We start from the raw sequence: 15,580 nt of genomic DNA on the forward strand, positions 1-15,580 counted from the left end.
GGTCAGGGCAGCGACGGGCAGGTTCCCGCTTTTGCGGCAAGCGCGCCGCCGGTGACGAGGGCGGCTAGCTGCGGGCGGTCGCCATCGGCTGTGGGCTGGATGTTCAGCGGCTCGCTGGCCGGCCACCAGTCTCCCGCCGCCCAATAGGTCCAGCCGGTCCACACGGCGTTTTCGCGGTGGACCAATGCGGTCATGCGGGCGAGACCGTCGAGGCAGGCCGGCTCGGCCGATCCGCCGAATTCTCCCAGAAAACCACGCTTGCCGTTGCGCTTCAGCCAGTCGGTGAAGCGCTCCAGGGCCTTCACGGCATCGTCGGCGCGTTCGCAGGTGCTCGCCTTGCCGGAAAAATCCCCATCGAGATATTGGTGCACCTCGTAGGCATTGTTGTCCGCCGGGTCCTGGATGCCGAGCATGACCGTGCCGTTGGCGCCGCCATCCCGCTCCTCTTCCCAGCTGTGCGCACCGGTCCAGATCGTGCCGGGCACCAGCACCAGATTGTTCGCGCCGGTATCGCGGATCGCCGCGATGGCGGCGTTGGCGGAGGCAAGCCATTGGGTCGCCGGCACGTCGTGCGGCTCGTTCATCAGCCCGAACTGCACGCCCGCATCCTGCTTGTAATCAGCCGCAAGCCGGCTCCAGAAATCGGCGAAGGCGCTGTCGGGCACGGCGGCCGAACCCACCTGCTGGTCACCGTAATAGGCGTAGTTGTGCGGATCGAGGATGACCGTCATGCCGGCCTTGCGCAGGGCCTTGACCGTATCGGAGAGGCGCTTGCGCTCCGCCTTGTCGAAGCTTCGGTTGAGCCGCGGCTGGAGGCGTTCCCATTTGAAGGGCAGGCGCACCGCATTGAAGCCCTTGTCCGCGAAATAGGTGATCGTCTCGTCGGACGGATAGGCATAGTCCTTGCCGTAGGTGCCGCGCCCCTGGCCGAATTCCGCGCCCGCGAGATTGATGCCCGAAAGGCAGGCCGCGCTCGCCTGAAGGGGAAGTGCAATTGCCGTCATAGCCGCCACCAGCCGAAGAACCGGCGTCGTACCGGATGGGGATCGCATGCCATTTCTCCGTGCCGTTCGTCGCGGGGGATAACACTCCGATGGCCTTAAGGCGACGTTAAGGCGCGCTGCCGGGCCGCAAACAGGATTAAGAGATTGCAACCGCCGGTCCGCCCGGTTAGAGGCGAAGGCCTCCACGCCTCGTCCCTTGCCGACAACAGGTTGCCTCATGTCCGTATCCCCGCCTTCAGCGCCTTTCTCCTCCGGCAGACGCCATCCGCTGCGGGTGCTGCTTTCGCTTGTCAGCGAGGAGAAGGGCCGCGTCGCCAGGGCGGTCGCGGCGTCCGTCATCAACAAGATCTTCGACGTGATGCCGGAAATCCTCATCGGCATCGCGCTGGACGTGGTGGTGCGCGGCAAGGATTCCTTCGTGGCGCAGATCGGCATCACCGATCCCGTGCATCAGCTGACGCTGCTCGGCATCGCCACTTTCCTCATCTGGTTCGGGGAATCGCTCTTCGAGTATTTCTACCAGATCCTGTGGCGCGGCCTGGCGCAGGACGTGCAGCATCGCCTGCGCATTATGTGCTACGACCATGCCCAGCATCTGCCCACGAGCTTCTACGAGGAGAACCGGTCGGGCGATCTCGTGGCCGTGCTGAACGACGATATCAACCAGCTCGAGCGTTTCCTCGACCGCGGCGCCAACGAGCTCATCCAGACCTTTGCCGCCGTCATCCTCGTCGGGGCGGTGTTCTTCATCGTCAGCCCGCTGATCGCCGTCGTCGCGTTCACGCCGGTTCCTGTCATCATCGCGGGGGCCTTCTGGTTCCAGCGCCGCGCCCAGGCGCGTTACGATGCGGTGCGCGCGCGCGCCGGCGGGCTTGGTGCGCGGCTCACCACCAACCTGCAGGGGCTCCAGACCATTCGCGCCTTCGGTGCGGAGGCCCGCGAGACGGCGGCGTTAAACAAGGAGAGCCGGGCCTATGTCGACGCCAACCGGGCGGCGATCCGCGTGTCCTCCGCCTTCATTCCGATCATCCGCATGGCGATCCTGTCCGGCTTCCTCGCCACCTTCCTCATCGGCGGCTGGCTCACGCTGACCGGCCAGATGCAGGTGGGCGCCTATGGCCTGCTCGTCTTCCTCACCCAGCGCCTGCTCTGGCCGATGACCGGTCTTGCCGAAATCGCCGACCTCTATGAGCGCGCCATGGCCTCGACGCGCCGCATCCTGCGCCTGCTCGACGAGCCGCGCGGCGAACCGCATGGCACGCACGATGCGCCTGTGTCCGGCCGCTTCGAACTTGATGGCGTCGGCTTCCGCTATGCGACCAGCCCCGGCGGCGTCACCGATATCAATCTTGCGATCCGCGCGGGCGAAACGGTCGCGCTGGTCGGGCCGACGGGCAGCGGCAAGTCGACGCTCATCAAGCTGCTCGGCCTGTTCATCCGCCCGCAGAAGGGCGCGATCCGGCTCGATGGCGTGCCGTTGGCAGACTGGTCCGGCGAGCGCCTGCGCAGGAGCATGGCCTGGGTGCCGCAGGAGGTGACGCTGTTCTCCGGCTCGATCGCCGACAACATCGCCTATGGCAAGCCGTCCGCAAGCCGCGAGGAGGTCGAGGCGGCGGCCCGGCTTGCCGAGGCCGACGCCTTCATTCGTGCGCTCCCGGACGGTTACGAAAGCCAGATCGGTGAATATGGCCAGAAGCTTTCGGGCGGTCAGCGCCAGCGTATCGCGCTTGCCCGCGCGTTGCTGATCGATCCCGCCATCCTCATCCTGGACGAGGCGACAAGCGCCGTCGACAACGAGACCGAAGCGGCGATCCAGCGCTCGCTCGCCAGGATGAAGGGCCAGCGCACCGTCATTCTCGTGGCGCACCGGCTGAGCACTGTCGTCCATGCCGATGCCATCCACGTGATGGACGATGGTCGCATCATCCAGTCCGGCCCGCACGACCGGCTTGTCGAATGCCCCGGCTTGTACCGCACGCTCTGGAACATCCAGACGGGGCACGCGGAGATGAACGAGACGGTATAACCGCCCCTCAGTGCGCCTCGTCCCAGTTATGGGCGGCGCGCGCATCCACCTTCAGCGGCACCTTCATGGAAAGCGCCGGCATCGAGGCGTTTTCCATGACGTCGACGATGACGGGGATGGTCTTTTCGACCTCGCCGTCCTCGACCTCGAAGATCAGTTCGTCATGCACCTGCAGCAGCATGCGGGCCGAAAGGCCCGCGGCGGCAAGCGCCGGCTCCATCTTCACCATGGCGCGGCGGATGATGTCGGCTGCCGAACCCTGGATGGGCGCGTTGATCGCCGCGCGTTCGTTGAAGGCACGCACCGACGGATTGGACGACTTGATTTCTGGATAATGCGCGCGGCGGCCGAAGATCGTCTCGACATAGCCGTGTTCGCGCGCAAAGGCCTTCGTGCTGTCCATATAGTCCTTGATGCCCGGGAAGCGCTCGAAATACTTCTTGATATATTCGCCGGCCTCCGAGCGCTCGATGGAGAGCTGGTTGGCCAGACCGAAGGCCGAGATGCCGTAGATGATGCCGAAGTTGATGGCCTTGGCGCGCCGGCGCACTTCGCCCGGCATGCCCTCGACGGGAACGCCGAACATTTCCGATGCCGTCATCGCATGAATGTCGATGCCATCGGCGAAGGCCTGCTTCAGCTGCGGGATATCGGCGACATGGGCGAGCACGCGCAGCTCGATCTGGCTGTAGTCGGCCGAGACCAGCTTGTTGCCGGGCGTCGAGACGAAAGCCGTGCGGATCTTGCGCCCTTCCGCCGTACGGACGGGAATGTTCTGCAGGTTCGGCTCGGAGGAGGAGAGGCGGCCGGTCGTCGTGGAAGCGAGCGCATAGGAGGTGTGCACCCGCTTGGTCTGAGGATGCACGAAGCCCGGCAGCGCGTCGGTATAGGTCGATTTCAGCTTGGTGAGCTGGCGCCAGTCGACGATCTTGCGCGGCAGCGGAATGCCCTGGGCGGCGAGGTCCTCGAGCACCTGTGCGGAGGTGGACCATTGGCCGGTCTTGGTCTTGGAAGCGCCGGTCAGGCCCATCTTGCCGAAAAGGATGTCGCCGAGTTGCTTGGGCGAGCCGATGTTGAAGCGCTCGCCGGCCAGTTCGTAGATTTCCTCCTCGAAGCGGGCGGCCCCCTGGGCCAGCTCGCCGGAAAGGCGCGACAGGACTTGCCTGTCCACGGTGATGCCGCGCTCTTCCATGCGCGCCAGCACCGGCACCAGCGGGCGCTCCAGCCGTTCATAGACGGTCGTCATGCGTTCCGCCGCCAGGCGCGGCTTCAGCACATGCCACAGGCGCAGCGTCACGTCGGCATCCTCGGCCGCATAGGCGGTGGCGCGGGCAATATCGACCATGTCGAAGGTCTGCGCACCCTTGCCGGAACCGGCGACGTCCTTGTAGGCGATCGGCTTGTGGCCGAGCCAGCGCTCCGAAAGCGTATCCATGCCGTGCGTGCCGGCGCCCGCATCGAGCGCATAGGACATCAGCATCGTATCGTCGAAACTCTGCATGGTGATGCCGTGGCGGCGCATGACAAGGTAGTCGTATTTCAGGTTCTGCGCGACCTTCAGGACCGACGGGTCCTCCAGCAGCGCCTTCAGCCGTTCGAGCGCCGCGCGGATCGGGATCTGGCCCTCGGCGAGGCCCCCGCCGAGCAGGTCGCCGACGCCGGTCTTGTGATTGAGCGGCACGTAGCAGGCGCGGATGACCGTACCGGTCGGGTCCTTCGCATTGTCGGCGACGGCAAGCGAGAAGCCGCAGAGCTCGGCCTGCATCGCATCGAGCGAGGTCGTCTCCGTGTCGAAGCCGACGAGGCCGGTCTCGCGCGCGGCGGCAATCCAGCGGTCGAGGCTTGCGAGATCGCGCACCGTCTCATAGGCCGTATGATCGATCGGCGCCGCGGAGAAGCGCTCGGCGCGCCCGCGGGCAAGCGCGGTCGGTGTGTTGGCGTCCGCACCGGCGGTGGGCAGCAGCGTCGCGGCCGCTTCGGCCGCCGTCTCCTCGCCGTCGAGATCAAGCGCCGGGCCGGCGACATCGCCCTTGTCGAGGTCAGGGCCATGGGCTTCCGCACCCCATTCGACCGGCACATCGGCCGCATCGATGGCGCCCGCATCGCAATCGCAGGCTTCGGCGACGCGGCGGGTGAGCGTGGTGAATTCCATGGCCTTGAGGAAGGCGATCAGCCGCGGGCCGTCCTGCGGGTGGAGGATCAGCTCGTCGAGCGTCATGTCGAGCGGCGTATCCGTCTTGAGCGTCACGAGCTGGCGCGAGAGCAGGACGAGTTCGCGGTTCGCGACGATGTTCTCGCGGCGCTTGACCTGCTTGATCTCTTCGGCGCGGGCCAGCAGCGTGTCGAGGTCGCCGTATTCTTCCAGGAGCTGGGCGGCGGTCTTCGGCCCGATGCCGGGCACGCCCGGCACGTTGTCGGTCGAATCGCCCGTCAGCGACTGGAGGTCGATCATCTTTTCCGGCGGCACGCCCCACTTCTCGATGACTTCAGGGATGGAGATCTGCTTGTCCTTCATGCTGTCGTACATCGAGACGTTCTGTGTCACGAGCTGCATGAGGTCCTTGTCGGATGAGACGATGGTGACGTCGGCCCCGTCGGCTTCGGCAAGGCGGGCATAGGTGGCGATCAGATCGTCGGCCTCGTAGCCTTCCTTCTCGATGCAGGGCAGGTTGAAGGCGCGTGTCGCATGGCGGATGAGGCCGAACTGCGGAATGAGATCTTCCGGCGGCGCGGTGCGGTTTGCCTTGTATTGGTCATAAAGTTCGTTGCGGAAGGTCTTCGAGGAGTAGTCGAAGATCACAGCGAAGTGGGTCGGCGTCACGCCCACATCGGTGTTGCGCGCATCCTTCAAGAGCTTCCACAGCATGTTGCAGAAACCTGAGACGGCATTGACCGGCAGCCCGTCCGATTTGCGGTTGAGCGGCGGGATGGCGTGGAAGGCGCGGAAAATGAAGCCCGAGCCGTCGACGAGGAAGAGATGATCACCTTTTTTCATGGGGTGAATGGATAGCGCGGGCGGCTTTCCGCGTCCATCTTTCATTGTGCTCACAAAGGCCTTTCACGGGGCTGAAAAGCCTCACGCGAACGTTACCAATTTGTAATTCTGGCGGGCACTTGGCTCCCTTGAAAAGCCACATTCGGAGCCACAATTATTCATCAACGGCACCTGATCAAAGCCGTTGTCTGGCACACGGCCTGTCCCCCGCCGCGCCAGACAAAGGACAAAGGCCTCATCCCCCTCTCCGGGCCTTTGTCCATAATTCGAAGAAGCCGCCGCGACAAGCCTCCTGTCGTCGGCGGCTTCTCGTTTTCGGGCCCAAGGATCGCTGGCTATGCATTGTCTTCGGCCCTGAACCGGCATAGCTTCCGTGCATGGACTTTGACCGGACGGCGTCGGCGGCATATCTCGCCAATCTCCTGGCGAAGGCGGCGTCCCGTGCCCTTCAGGCGCGGGCGGGCGGAGCGGGCTTCGCCCCCGGGCAGTTTCCGGTCCTGCTCGAATTGTGGAACGGCGACGGCCTCACCCAGCGCGAACTTCTCGACCGCCTCGACATCGAGCAGGCGACGATGGCCAACACGCTCGCCCGCATGCAGCGCGACGGCCTGATCTCGCGCCGGCGTCACCCCAGCGACCGGCGCGCGCAACTCATCTTCCTCACGCCGCGCGGCAAGGCGCTGCGCGAAACGGCCATGACGGCGGCCAGCCAGACCGAGGACGCTCTCTTCCAGGGCTTCCGTCGTTTCGAGCGCGAGCTCCTGCTCGAATACATGCGCATGCTGCTTGCCAATCTCGGCCGCGATCCGCGCGTGTGACCGTCGCGGAAGCGTCATACGATTTGCCCTCCCCGACGCGATCGGTCTAATGTCGGCACGAACACATCTGATTTGCCGCATGAAGGCCCGGACGTTTCCACGCCCGGCGCGGTATTCTCCGGGGATTCTACCATGACCAACATTCTGCCCGTCCTCGATCACGCCATTGCCGGCGTCCCGGCCAGCCTCGAACGCCTGTTCGAACTGGTGCGCATCAAGTCCATCTCCACCGATCCGGCCTTCAAGGCCGAATGCCGCAGGGCGGCCGAGTGGCTGGTGGCGGAACTGCGCTCGCTCGGCTTCGACGCGACGGTGCGTGACACCCCCGGGCACCCCATGGTCGTCGCCCATCACGATGGCGCCAAACCCGATGCGCCGCATGTCCTGTTCTACGGCCACTACGACGTGCAGCCGGTCGATCCGCTGAACCTCTGGGACAACGATCCCTTCGAGCCGGCCGTCCGCGACGCCGCTGGCGGCCGCCGCATCATCACGGGCCGCGGCACGTCCGACGACAAGGGTCAGCTGATGACCTTCGTCGAAGCCTGCCGGGCCTACAAGGAAACGGTGGGCGCGTTGCCCTGCCGCGTTTCCATCCTCTTCGAAGGCGAGGAGGAATCCGGCTCCCCATCGCTGAAGCCGTTCCTCGAGGCCAATGCCGCCGAGCTGAAGGGCGACTTCGCGCTGGTTTGCGATACCAATATGTGGGACGGCGATACGCCGGCCATTTCGGGCGGGCTGCGTGGCCTCGTCGGCGAGGAGATCGTCATCAAGGCGGCCGACCGCGACCTGCATTCCGGCTATTTCGGCGGCGCGGCCGCAAACCCGATCCATGTCCTCGCGGACATCCTCGCCGGCCTGCATGACGAGACGGGACGCGTCACGCTGGAGGGTTTCTACGACGGTGTCGAGGAGACGCCCACCCAGATCAAGGCGGCCTGGGAGACGCTCGGCAAGACCGCCGAAAGCTTCCTCGGCGAAGTCGGGCTTTCCATTCCCTCCGGCGAAAAGGGCCGCTCCGTGCTCGAACTCACCTGGGCGCGCCCGACGGCGGAGGTCAACGGCATCACCGGCGGCTATACGGGTGAGGGCTTCAAGACCGTGATTGCGGCGGAAGCCTCGGCAAAGGTGTCCTTCCGCCTCGTCGGCAAGCAGGACCCGGCGCAGGTGCGCGATGCCTTCCGCGCCTATGTGCGCTCCAGGATCCCGGCCGATTGCTCGGTGACATTCCATGCCCATGGCGGGTCGCCGGCAATCCAGCTGCCTTACGATTCGACTCTGCTGAACAAGGCCAAGTCGGCGCTTTCCGACGAATGGCCCAATCCCGCCGTCATCATCGGCATGGGCGGATCCATTCCCATCGTCGGCGATTTCCAGAAGATGCTCGGCATGGATTCGCTCCTCGTCGGCTTCGGCCTGGCGGACGACCGCATCCATTCGCCGAACGAGAAATACGAGCTGCGGTCGTTCGAGAAGGGTATCCGCTCCTGGGTGCGGATCCTCGCGGCGCTCGCCGCGCGTTGACGCAGATGTGATCGCGAAAGGGACCGGCTTTAATCGCACAAGCGGAAAGACTGGCCTACGGACAAGAGAAAGCCTGCATCGCCATCCGCGATGACAGGCGCGCAAAACGGGGAAAGGATGAGGATGGCGTCACGATGGATCGCGAAAAACCCTTGCCGCAACAGCATGATGCCGGCAGGAGGCGAGGCGGGATGAAGCGTTTGAAGAAGTTCTTCTGGCCGCTCGTCAGCACGCTCGCCATCGCTCTGTCCATCTACATCCTCTACAAGGACCTGCGCGGTCTTTCCCTCGATGAGTTCGTCGCCAGCATCCACGCCATCCCGACATCCGGATGGCTGCTGGCCTGTGTCGCGACACTCGTGGCCTATGCGGCGCTTGCGGCCTACGACCATCTCGCGCTGGAACATCTCGGCCACCGTATCTCGCTGTGGTACATCACGCTCACCTCGTTCACGACCTATGCGCTGTCGCACAATATCGGCGCCTCGGTGTTTTCAGGCGCGCTGGTGCGCTACCGCGCCTATACGTCGAAGGGGCTGACGGGATCGGAGGTCGGCGTTCTCGTCGCCTTCTGCTCCTTCACCTTCGCGCTCGGCACGGTGATGCTGTTCGGCCTCGTCCTGGTGCTGGAGCCGGAGATCATCGAGCGCTTCGCCGATTTTCTGCCGCTGGGAGCGGCCTATTCGACGGGTTTCATCATCCTGGCCCTGGTGGCGCTCTATGTCGTGGGCAGCCTCGTGGGTTTCCGGCCGATCAACACCCGGTGGCTGAAGCTCGAATATCCCAAGCCCTCGCTGGTCTTCCGCCAGCTCTTCATCGCGCCCATCGAGCTGATCGGTGCGGCGGCGATCATCTATTTCGTGCTGCCGGCGGAGGGCAATCCGGGCTTCTTCGTTATCCTCGGCATCTTTCTCGCGTCCTTTTCGGTGGCGCTGCTGTCGCATGCTCCCGGCGGCATCGGCGTGCTGGAACTGGTGTTCATCGCCGGCCTGCCGGATATGGATCCGGCGGCGGTGCTCGCCGCGCTCGCGGTCTTCCGGCTGTTCTACCTGATCATCCCCTTCGTCATGGCGCTGGTGGTGATCCTGATCTATGAGCGATCCCGTTACCTTGCGCGGGTGCGGGAAGGCGAAGACTAGGCGCGGATCTTTCCGGTTCATTCTGCGTTCATTCGAATTATTTCATTCTATGAACCGTCTGAACAACATGAAGAACTATGAACAGTAGGGAGACCGCCATGAAGACATCGATCAAGACCGGCCTTTCGGCAGTCGTGGCCGCGGCCATGTTTGCAACGTCCTTTGTGGCGGTGCCGGCCGTTGCCACGCCGCTGCCGAAAGCCGGCGTCTCGCAGTCCACGGACGTCGAGCAGGTGCAGTACTATCGCGAACGTCATTATCGTGATCGTGACCGTCGCGCGTGGCGCGAGGATCGTCGCGGCTGGCACAATGGCCACCGCGGTTATCGTGAACACCGTCGCGGCTATCGCCGCCATTCGGATGGCTGGTGGTATCCGCTGGCTGCCTTCGGCGCCGGCGCTATCATCGGCGGTGCGATTGCCAATGACGGTTACTCGCGTCCGCGCGAAGCCGGTATCAATCCGCGCCACACCGACTGGTGCTACGCGCAGTACCGCTCCTACCGGGCTTACGACAACACGTTCCAGCCCAACTATGGCCCGCGCCGCGAGTGCCTTTCGCCTTACTATTGAGGCAGTTTCCTCGGGCGGCCTTCGGGCCGCCCGTTCTCTTCACGCCGATTTGGCTCAAAGTCACGGCGACGTGTTCACCGCTTCTTAACGACCCCTTAAATCGCCGCATTTAAAGTCCATCGGACGACGACGTTTCCGAGGGCATATCCGACCGCTTATGGCATCCAACCGAAAATCCCAGCGCATCGAACCGTCTTTCCGGGGTTCCGGGCGACGAGACGACGACGATGATTTCCACGTCGGCGCAGAGGATCGTGTTGTCGATGGCGGCCGCAAGGGCCGCGGCAAAGCCCGCAAGGCGCCGCGTGAGAAACGCGCCTCCTCGCGCCGGCGCGGCGCGTCCGGCGGCTTCTTCGGCCTCGTCCGCCGCCTGTTCTACTGGTGCATCGTGCTGGGTATCTGGGGCGCGATCGGCGTGGGCGGCCTCGTGCTCTATTACGGCGCGCGCATGCCGAGCGCCACGAGCTGGGCCATTCCCGATCGGCCGCCGAACATCAAGATCCTCGCCGTCAACGGCGACGCCATCGCTAACCGCGGAATGACCGGCGGCGAGGCGCTGTCGCTGGAAAACATGTCGCCCTACATTCCCCAGGCGGTGATCGCCATCGAGGACCGGCGCTTCTACTCGCATTTCGGCATCGATCCGCTGGGGCTTGCCCGCGCGATGCTGACCAATGTCACGTCCGGCCGCATGGTGCAGGGCGGCTCGACGCTGACGCAGCAGCTCGCCAAGAACATGTTCCTCTCGCCCGACCGCACGCTGGAGCGCAAGGTGCAGGAAGTGCTGCTCGCCATTTGGCTCGAGCACAAGTACAGCAAGGACCAGATTCTTGCGATGTATCTCAACCGTGTCTTCTTCGGCTCGAATTCCTATGGCGTCGAGGCCGCGTCGCGGCGCTACTTCAACAAGTCCGCCCGCGATGTGAATCTCGGCGAGGCGGCGCTTCTGGCCGGCCTGCTGAAGGCGCCGTCGCGCCTGTCGCCCGCCCGCGACCCGGAAGCCGCCGAAGCCCGCGCGCAGGTGGTGCTGGGCGCGATGCGCGAGGAAGGCTTCATCACCGACACCGAGATCAAGACCGCGATGTCGCAGACGCCCGCGCGGGCGAAGAGCTACTGGTCGGGCGCCCAGTACTATGCCGCCGACATGGTGATGGCGCAGCTGCCCGGCATGATCGGCGACGTCAAGGAAGACCTCGTCATCGATACGACGATCGACCTCGATCTCGAAAAGAAGGCCGAGGAGACGCTTACCTCCCTGCTCGACAAGAGCGGCGCGAAATCCAACGCCTCCCAGGCCGCCCTCGTTTCCATCGACGGCACGGGCGCCATCCGCGCGCTGGTCGGCGGGCGGGATTACGCCACGAGCCAGTTCGACCGGGCGTCCAAGGCCAAGCGCCAGCCCGGCTCCGCCTTCAAGCCCTTCGTCTACGCCGCCGCCCTCGAAGCGGGCCGTTCGCCGCTGTCGGTGCGAAACGATGCGCCCGTCCGGATCGGCAACTGGACGCCCGAGAACTACGATCAGAAATACCGCGGCGAGGTAACGCTCGCCTCTGCGCTTGCCCATTCGCTCAACACGATCGCGGCCCAGCTCGTCATGGAGGTCGGTCCGAACGATGTCGTCAAACTGGCGCGCCGGCTCGGTATCGAATCGGAACTGCAGGCCAATGCCTCGATTGCGCTCGGCACATCCGAAGTCACGCTTGTGGAGCTGACATCGGCCTATGCGCCCTTCATGAACGGTGGCTACAAGGCGACACCGCACATCATCCGCCGTATCTCCACCGCCGAAGGCAAGGTGCTCTACGAGAACACCTACGACAATCCGCCCCGCGTTCTCGAACCCAACATCGTCTCGATGATGAACGGCATGATGATGCGGGTCATCACCGAGGGCACCGGCAAGGCGGCGCGCATTCCCGGCTGGCAGGCGGCGGGCAAATCGGGAACGACGCAATCCTTCCGCGACGCGCTCTTCGTCGGTTATACCAGCAACCTGACGACGGGCGTCTGGTTCGGCAACGACAACGGCGATTCCATGAAGAAGGTCACCGGCGGCGGGCTTCCGGCCCAGGCCTGGAGCCAGTTCATGACCGCTGCCCACGCCGGCCTGACACCGTCGCCGCTCTTCGGAACGGCAGGTGGCGATCCCCTGCAGGAGGGCACGCAGCCGGTGCCGCAGGAAGGCGGCGACGAACTGTTCGACGTCATCTCCCGCACTCTGGGTGTTGACGAGCGCCCGGCAGAAGGTGGCGCGGCCGTCGCGAGCGAGCAGACGCGCTCCGTACCCTTCGACGACGGCCTGACGCCGCCCGCCGATGTAGGCGAACAGCGTCAGCCGGCCACGCGGCGCACGACGCTGCTGGATGTGCTTCTGGGGGGCTAACGGCGTCGCCTATTCTATCCGTAGGCTATAGTGACGTTTGTCGGTGCAAACGGATGGTCGAGCCAAACCCTGATACGTGTTTTTGCGTGTGGAACACGGGCGATTGCGTATTGAGGCTCGTTCGCATCAAATAGAATGAGTTCTTGGTTCGGCGTGTTCAGAATAGTATCGGAATCGGGTTCCCTGGCCTCTGCAACCTCGGAGTAAGGCCCAAGCGTCACATGGGTATCTCCATCGTACCAGTACTCGGCTGGAATATTGACGCAGTCGTCGGAGACATAAATTCCCTGCCTATCCATGTGAACGGGAATGTCGACATTTCGACGACCCGCCGCGTAGAAGCTTACATATTCCGGGGCGATTGACAGGCGTTGCACGCTCATGGCGTCAATATCTCCTCTTTGATAGAAACCCACCTTGCGAGTTACTGCACCACCAACAATGCGGATAAATCCGGCTTGGCTTTCCGACTGAACTTGTACTTGGTGGTCACCGATAAAATGCCCACTGCGTAGACCCGACGTTTTTATACCACACCGGTGGCATCCGTGGGTTCTGCCGATCCGGTCAATCGCCGTCTGCTCCGCTTTGTTAAGTTTTCTATTGGTGGCTGGTGCGGGAATCCATTCCTCTGCATAAGGTCCGATTCCAGTCCGCGGCAACCTGACTTGGAGCGCGCGAAGCCCGCCTTGAGATGGAGGGACAAGGTGAGCGCGCATTTCGACATTGGGCGCCCGCGCACTGGTAGCGTGATTGTAAAAGATCTGGGTCCATCGGAGATCAGCTTCACAAGCAATGGCTTGAATCGCGCCCGCGATTGCGCTTGATTGCAGCGTGCGAGGACGGGCCGGCATTCCTGCGCCGGACGTGCTGATTTTGCGCGCTTTGCGGCCTCGCGATGTCTTGCAGTCGTCTGGAGGGGTCCTTATATACCCCGCAAGGCTACGGATCAGTCCGGGGCTTTCGCTAAGACCATACCATTAGGGGCTGCCAAAAGAATGCCTGAATGGGTTCCGGCAGTTCGCTTGAAGGAGAGAATGACATGGCTAAAGTAATCGGTATCGACCTCGGGACGACCAATTCCTGCGTATCCGTCATGGACGGCAAGGACGCGAAGGTCATTGAAAATGCGGAAGGCGCGCGTACGACCCCTTCGATCGTCGCCTTCAACGATGATGGCGAGCGCCTGACCGGCCAGCCGGCAAAGCGCCAGGCCGTCACCAACCCGGAAAACACCCTGTTCGCAGTGAAGCGCCTCATCGGCCGCCGCTACGACGACAAGCTCGTCGAGAAGGACAAGGGTCTCGTTCCCTACAAGATCATCAAGGGCGACAATGGCGACGCCTGGGTCGAGGCGCAGGGCAAGGGTTACTCCCCCTCGCAGATCTCCGCGATGATCCTTCAGAAGATGAAGGAAACCGCTGAATCCTACCTCGGCGAAAAGGTCACGCAGGCCGTCATCACGGTTCCGGCCTACTTCAACGACGCGCAGCGACAGGCAACCAAGGATGCCGGCAAGATCGCCGGCCTTGAAGTCCTGCGCATCATCAACGAGCCGACGGCTGCGGCACTCGCCTACGGCCTCGACAAGAAGGACGGCAAGACCATCGCCGTCTATGACCTTGGCGGCGGCACGTTCGATATCTCGGTTCTGGAAATCGGCGACGGCGTCTTCGAAGTGAAGTCGACGAACGGCGATACCTTCCTCGGCGGTGAAGACTTCGACATGCGTCTGGTCAACTACCTCGCCGACGAGTTCAAGAAGGACCAGGGCATCGACCTGAAGAACGACAAGCTCGCCCTGCAGCGCCTCAAGGAAGCTGCCGAAAAGGCCAAGATCGAACTTTCGTCCTCGCAGCAGACCGAAATCAACCTGCCGTTCATCACGGCGGATGCTTCCGGTCCCAAGCACCTGACGATGAAGCTGACGCGCGCCAAGTTCGAAGCTCTGGTCGATGACCTCGTCCAGCGCACCGTCGCACCGTGCAAGGCAGCCCTCAAGGATGCCGGCGTCACGGCGGCCGAGATCGACGAAGTCGTTCTCGTCGGCGGCATGAGCCGCATGCCGAAGGTGCAGGAAGTCGTCAAGCAGCTGTTCGGCAAGGAGCCGCACAAGGGCGTGAACCCGGATGAAGTGGTCGCCATGGGCGCCGCCATCCAGGCCGGTGTTCTGCAGGGCGACGTCAAGGACGTTCTGCTCCTCGACGTGACCCCGCTGTCTCTCGGCATCGAAACGCTTGGTGGCGTCTTCACCCGTCTGATCGAGCGCAACACGACGATCCCGACGAAGAAGTCGCAGACCTTCTCGACCGCCGAAGACAACCAGTCGGCCGTGACCATCCGCGTCTCGCAGGGCGAGCGCGAAATGGCTGCCGACAACAAGCTGCTCGGCCAGTTCGACCTCGTCGGCATTCCGCCGGCACCGCGCGGCATGCCGCAGATCGAAGTCACCTTCGACATCGACGCCAACGGCATCGTGCAGGTTTCGGCCAAGGACAAGGGCACCGGCAAGGAGCACCAGATCCGCATCCAGGCTTCCGGTGGTCTGTCCGACGCCGACATCGAGAAGATGGTCAAGGACGCCGAAGCCAATGCCGAGGCCGACAAGAAGCGCCGTGAGGCTGTCGAGGCCAAGAACCAGGCCGAAAGCCTGATCCACTCGTCGGAAAAGTCCCTCAAGGACTACGGCGACAAGGTCACGGAAGCCGATCGCAAGGCCATCGAGGACGCGATTGCCGACCTCAAGACCGCCGTCGAAGCGTCCGAGCCGGACGCCGAGGACATCAAGGCCAAGACCAACACGCTCATGGAAGTTTCCATGAAGCTCGGTCAGGCCATCTACGAGGCGCAGCAGGCCGAAGAGGCCGCGTCCTCGGCTGATGCCGGCGACAACGTCGTCGACGCCGATTACGAGGAAGTCAAGGACGACAAGAAGTCGGCCTAAGCCTCCAGAGATGCCGGCCGCGTTCTTTGCGGCCGGTGCCGTTGGATAGCAGGAAGGCGGAAGTCAGCGCGAAGGGAAACAAGGTACCATGATCACTCCCGTTTTTCGCGGCGACGATGTCATGGCCTTTCCTTCGCCGGCTTCCGCCTTTTTTCATGCGCATTTTTCGCTCGCG

Annotated in this window: 10 protein-coding genes; 7 read left to right on the forward strand and 3 right to left on the reverse strand. The window is 63.8% G+C overall.

Annotation, left to right across the window (positions count from 1 at the left end; translation table 11 throughout):
- Window positions 1–2 precede the first annotated feature (2 nt).
- A complete protein-coding gene (locus tag K6301_RS00475; protein ID WP_247218577.1) occupies window positions 3–1,052 on the reverse strand; it encodes a glycoside hydrolase family 5 protein in 1,050 nt (349 codons plus the stop codon).
- A gap of 169 nt (window positions 1,053–1,221) precedes the next feature.
- Here K6301_RS00475 and K6301_RS00480 point away from each other — a divergent pair, with 169 nt between their 5' ends.
- On the forward strand, window positions 1,222–3,030 hold the full coding sequence (locus K6301_RS00480) for an ABC transporter ATP-binding protein (RefSeq protein WP_247218580.1): 1,809 nt from the start codon (window positions 1,222–1,224) through the stop codon (window positions 3,028–3,030).
- A gap of 7 nt (window positions 3,031–3,037) precedes the next feature.
- Here the strand turns inward: K6301_RS00480 and polA are convergent, their stop codons facing one another.
- Window positions 3,038–6,025 (reverse strand): DNA polymerase I, encoded by a 2,988-nt coding sequence (polA, locus tag K6301_RS00485; RefSeq protein WP_247218583.1) that lies wholly within the window; start codon window positions 6,023–6,025, stop codon window positions 3,038–3,040.
- Window positions 6,026–6,402: 377 nt separating this feature from the next.
- Here polA and K6301_RS00490 point away from each other — a divergent pair, with 377 nt between their 5' ends.
- The 5 genes from K6301_RS00490 to K6301_RS00510 all read left to right on the forward strand — a co-directional run bounded on the left by K6301_RS00490 (window position 6,403) and on the right by K6301_RS00510 (window position 12,461).
- Window positions 6,403–6,843 carry a MarR family winged helix-turn-helix transcriptional regulator gene (locus K6301_RS00490; RefSeq protein ID WP_247218586.1) on the forward strand — a complete coding sequence of 147 codons (441 nt, stop codon included), beginning with the start codon at window positions 6,403–6,405 and terminating at the stop codon, window positions 6,841–6,843.
- A 132-nt stretch (window positions 6,844–6,975) separates the two neighbouring features.
- A complete protein-coding gene (locus tag K6301_RS00495) occupies window positions 6,976–8,367 on the forward strand; it encodes a M20/M25/M40 family metallo-hydrolase (RefSeq protein WP_247218589.1) in 1,392 nt (463 codons plus the stop codon).
- Between the two features lie 191 nt (window positions 8,368–8,558).
- Entirely contained in the window at window positions 8,559–9,506 is a 948-nt protein-coding gene (locus K6301_RS00500) for a lysylphosphatidylglycerol synthase domain-containing protein (protein WP_247218591.1), read from the forward strand.
- Window positions 9,507–9,604: 98 nt separating this feature from the next.
- The gene (locus K6301_RS00505) at window positions 9,605–10,078 is read left to right on the forward strand and encodes a BA14K family protein (protein WP_247218594.1); all 474 of its coding nucleotides are present in this window, start codon (window positions 9,605–9,607) and stop codon (window positions 10,076–10,078) included.
- A gap of 157 nt (window positions 10,079–10,235) precedes the next feature.
- A complete protein-coding gene (locus tag K6301_RS00510) occupies window positions 10,236–12,461 on the forward strand; it encodes a transglycosylase domain-containing protein (protein WP_247218596.1) in 2,226 nt (741 codons plus the stop codon).
- A 14-nt stretch (window positions 12,462–12,475) separates the two neighbouring features.
- Here K6301_RS00510 and K6301_RS00515 read toward each other — a convergent pair whose 3' ends face one another.
- Window positions 12,476–12,844: a hypothetical protein gene (locus K6301_RS00515; protein WP_247218598.1), complete on the reverse strand. Its 369-nt coding sequence runs from the start codon at window positions 12,842–12,844 to the stop codon at window positions 12,476–12,478.
- 659 nt (window positions 12,845–13,503) lie between these two features.
- On the opposite strand from K6301_RS00515, the gene dnaK reads away from it, so the two are divergent.
- On the forward strand, window positions 13,504–15,405 hold the full coding sequence (gene dnaK, locus K6301_RS00520; RefSeq protein ID WP_247218600.1) for a molecular chaperone DnaK: 1,902 nt from the start codon (window positions 13,504–13,506) through the stop codon (window positions 15,403–15,405).
- The last annotated feature ends 175 nt before the right edge of the window (window positions 15,406–15,580 follow it).

The organism is Shinella oryzae (assembly GCF_023038235.1).
Classification (GTDB): Bacteria; Pseudomonadota; Alphaproteobacteria; order Rhizobiales; family Rhizobiaceae; genus Shinella; species Shinella sumterensis.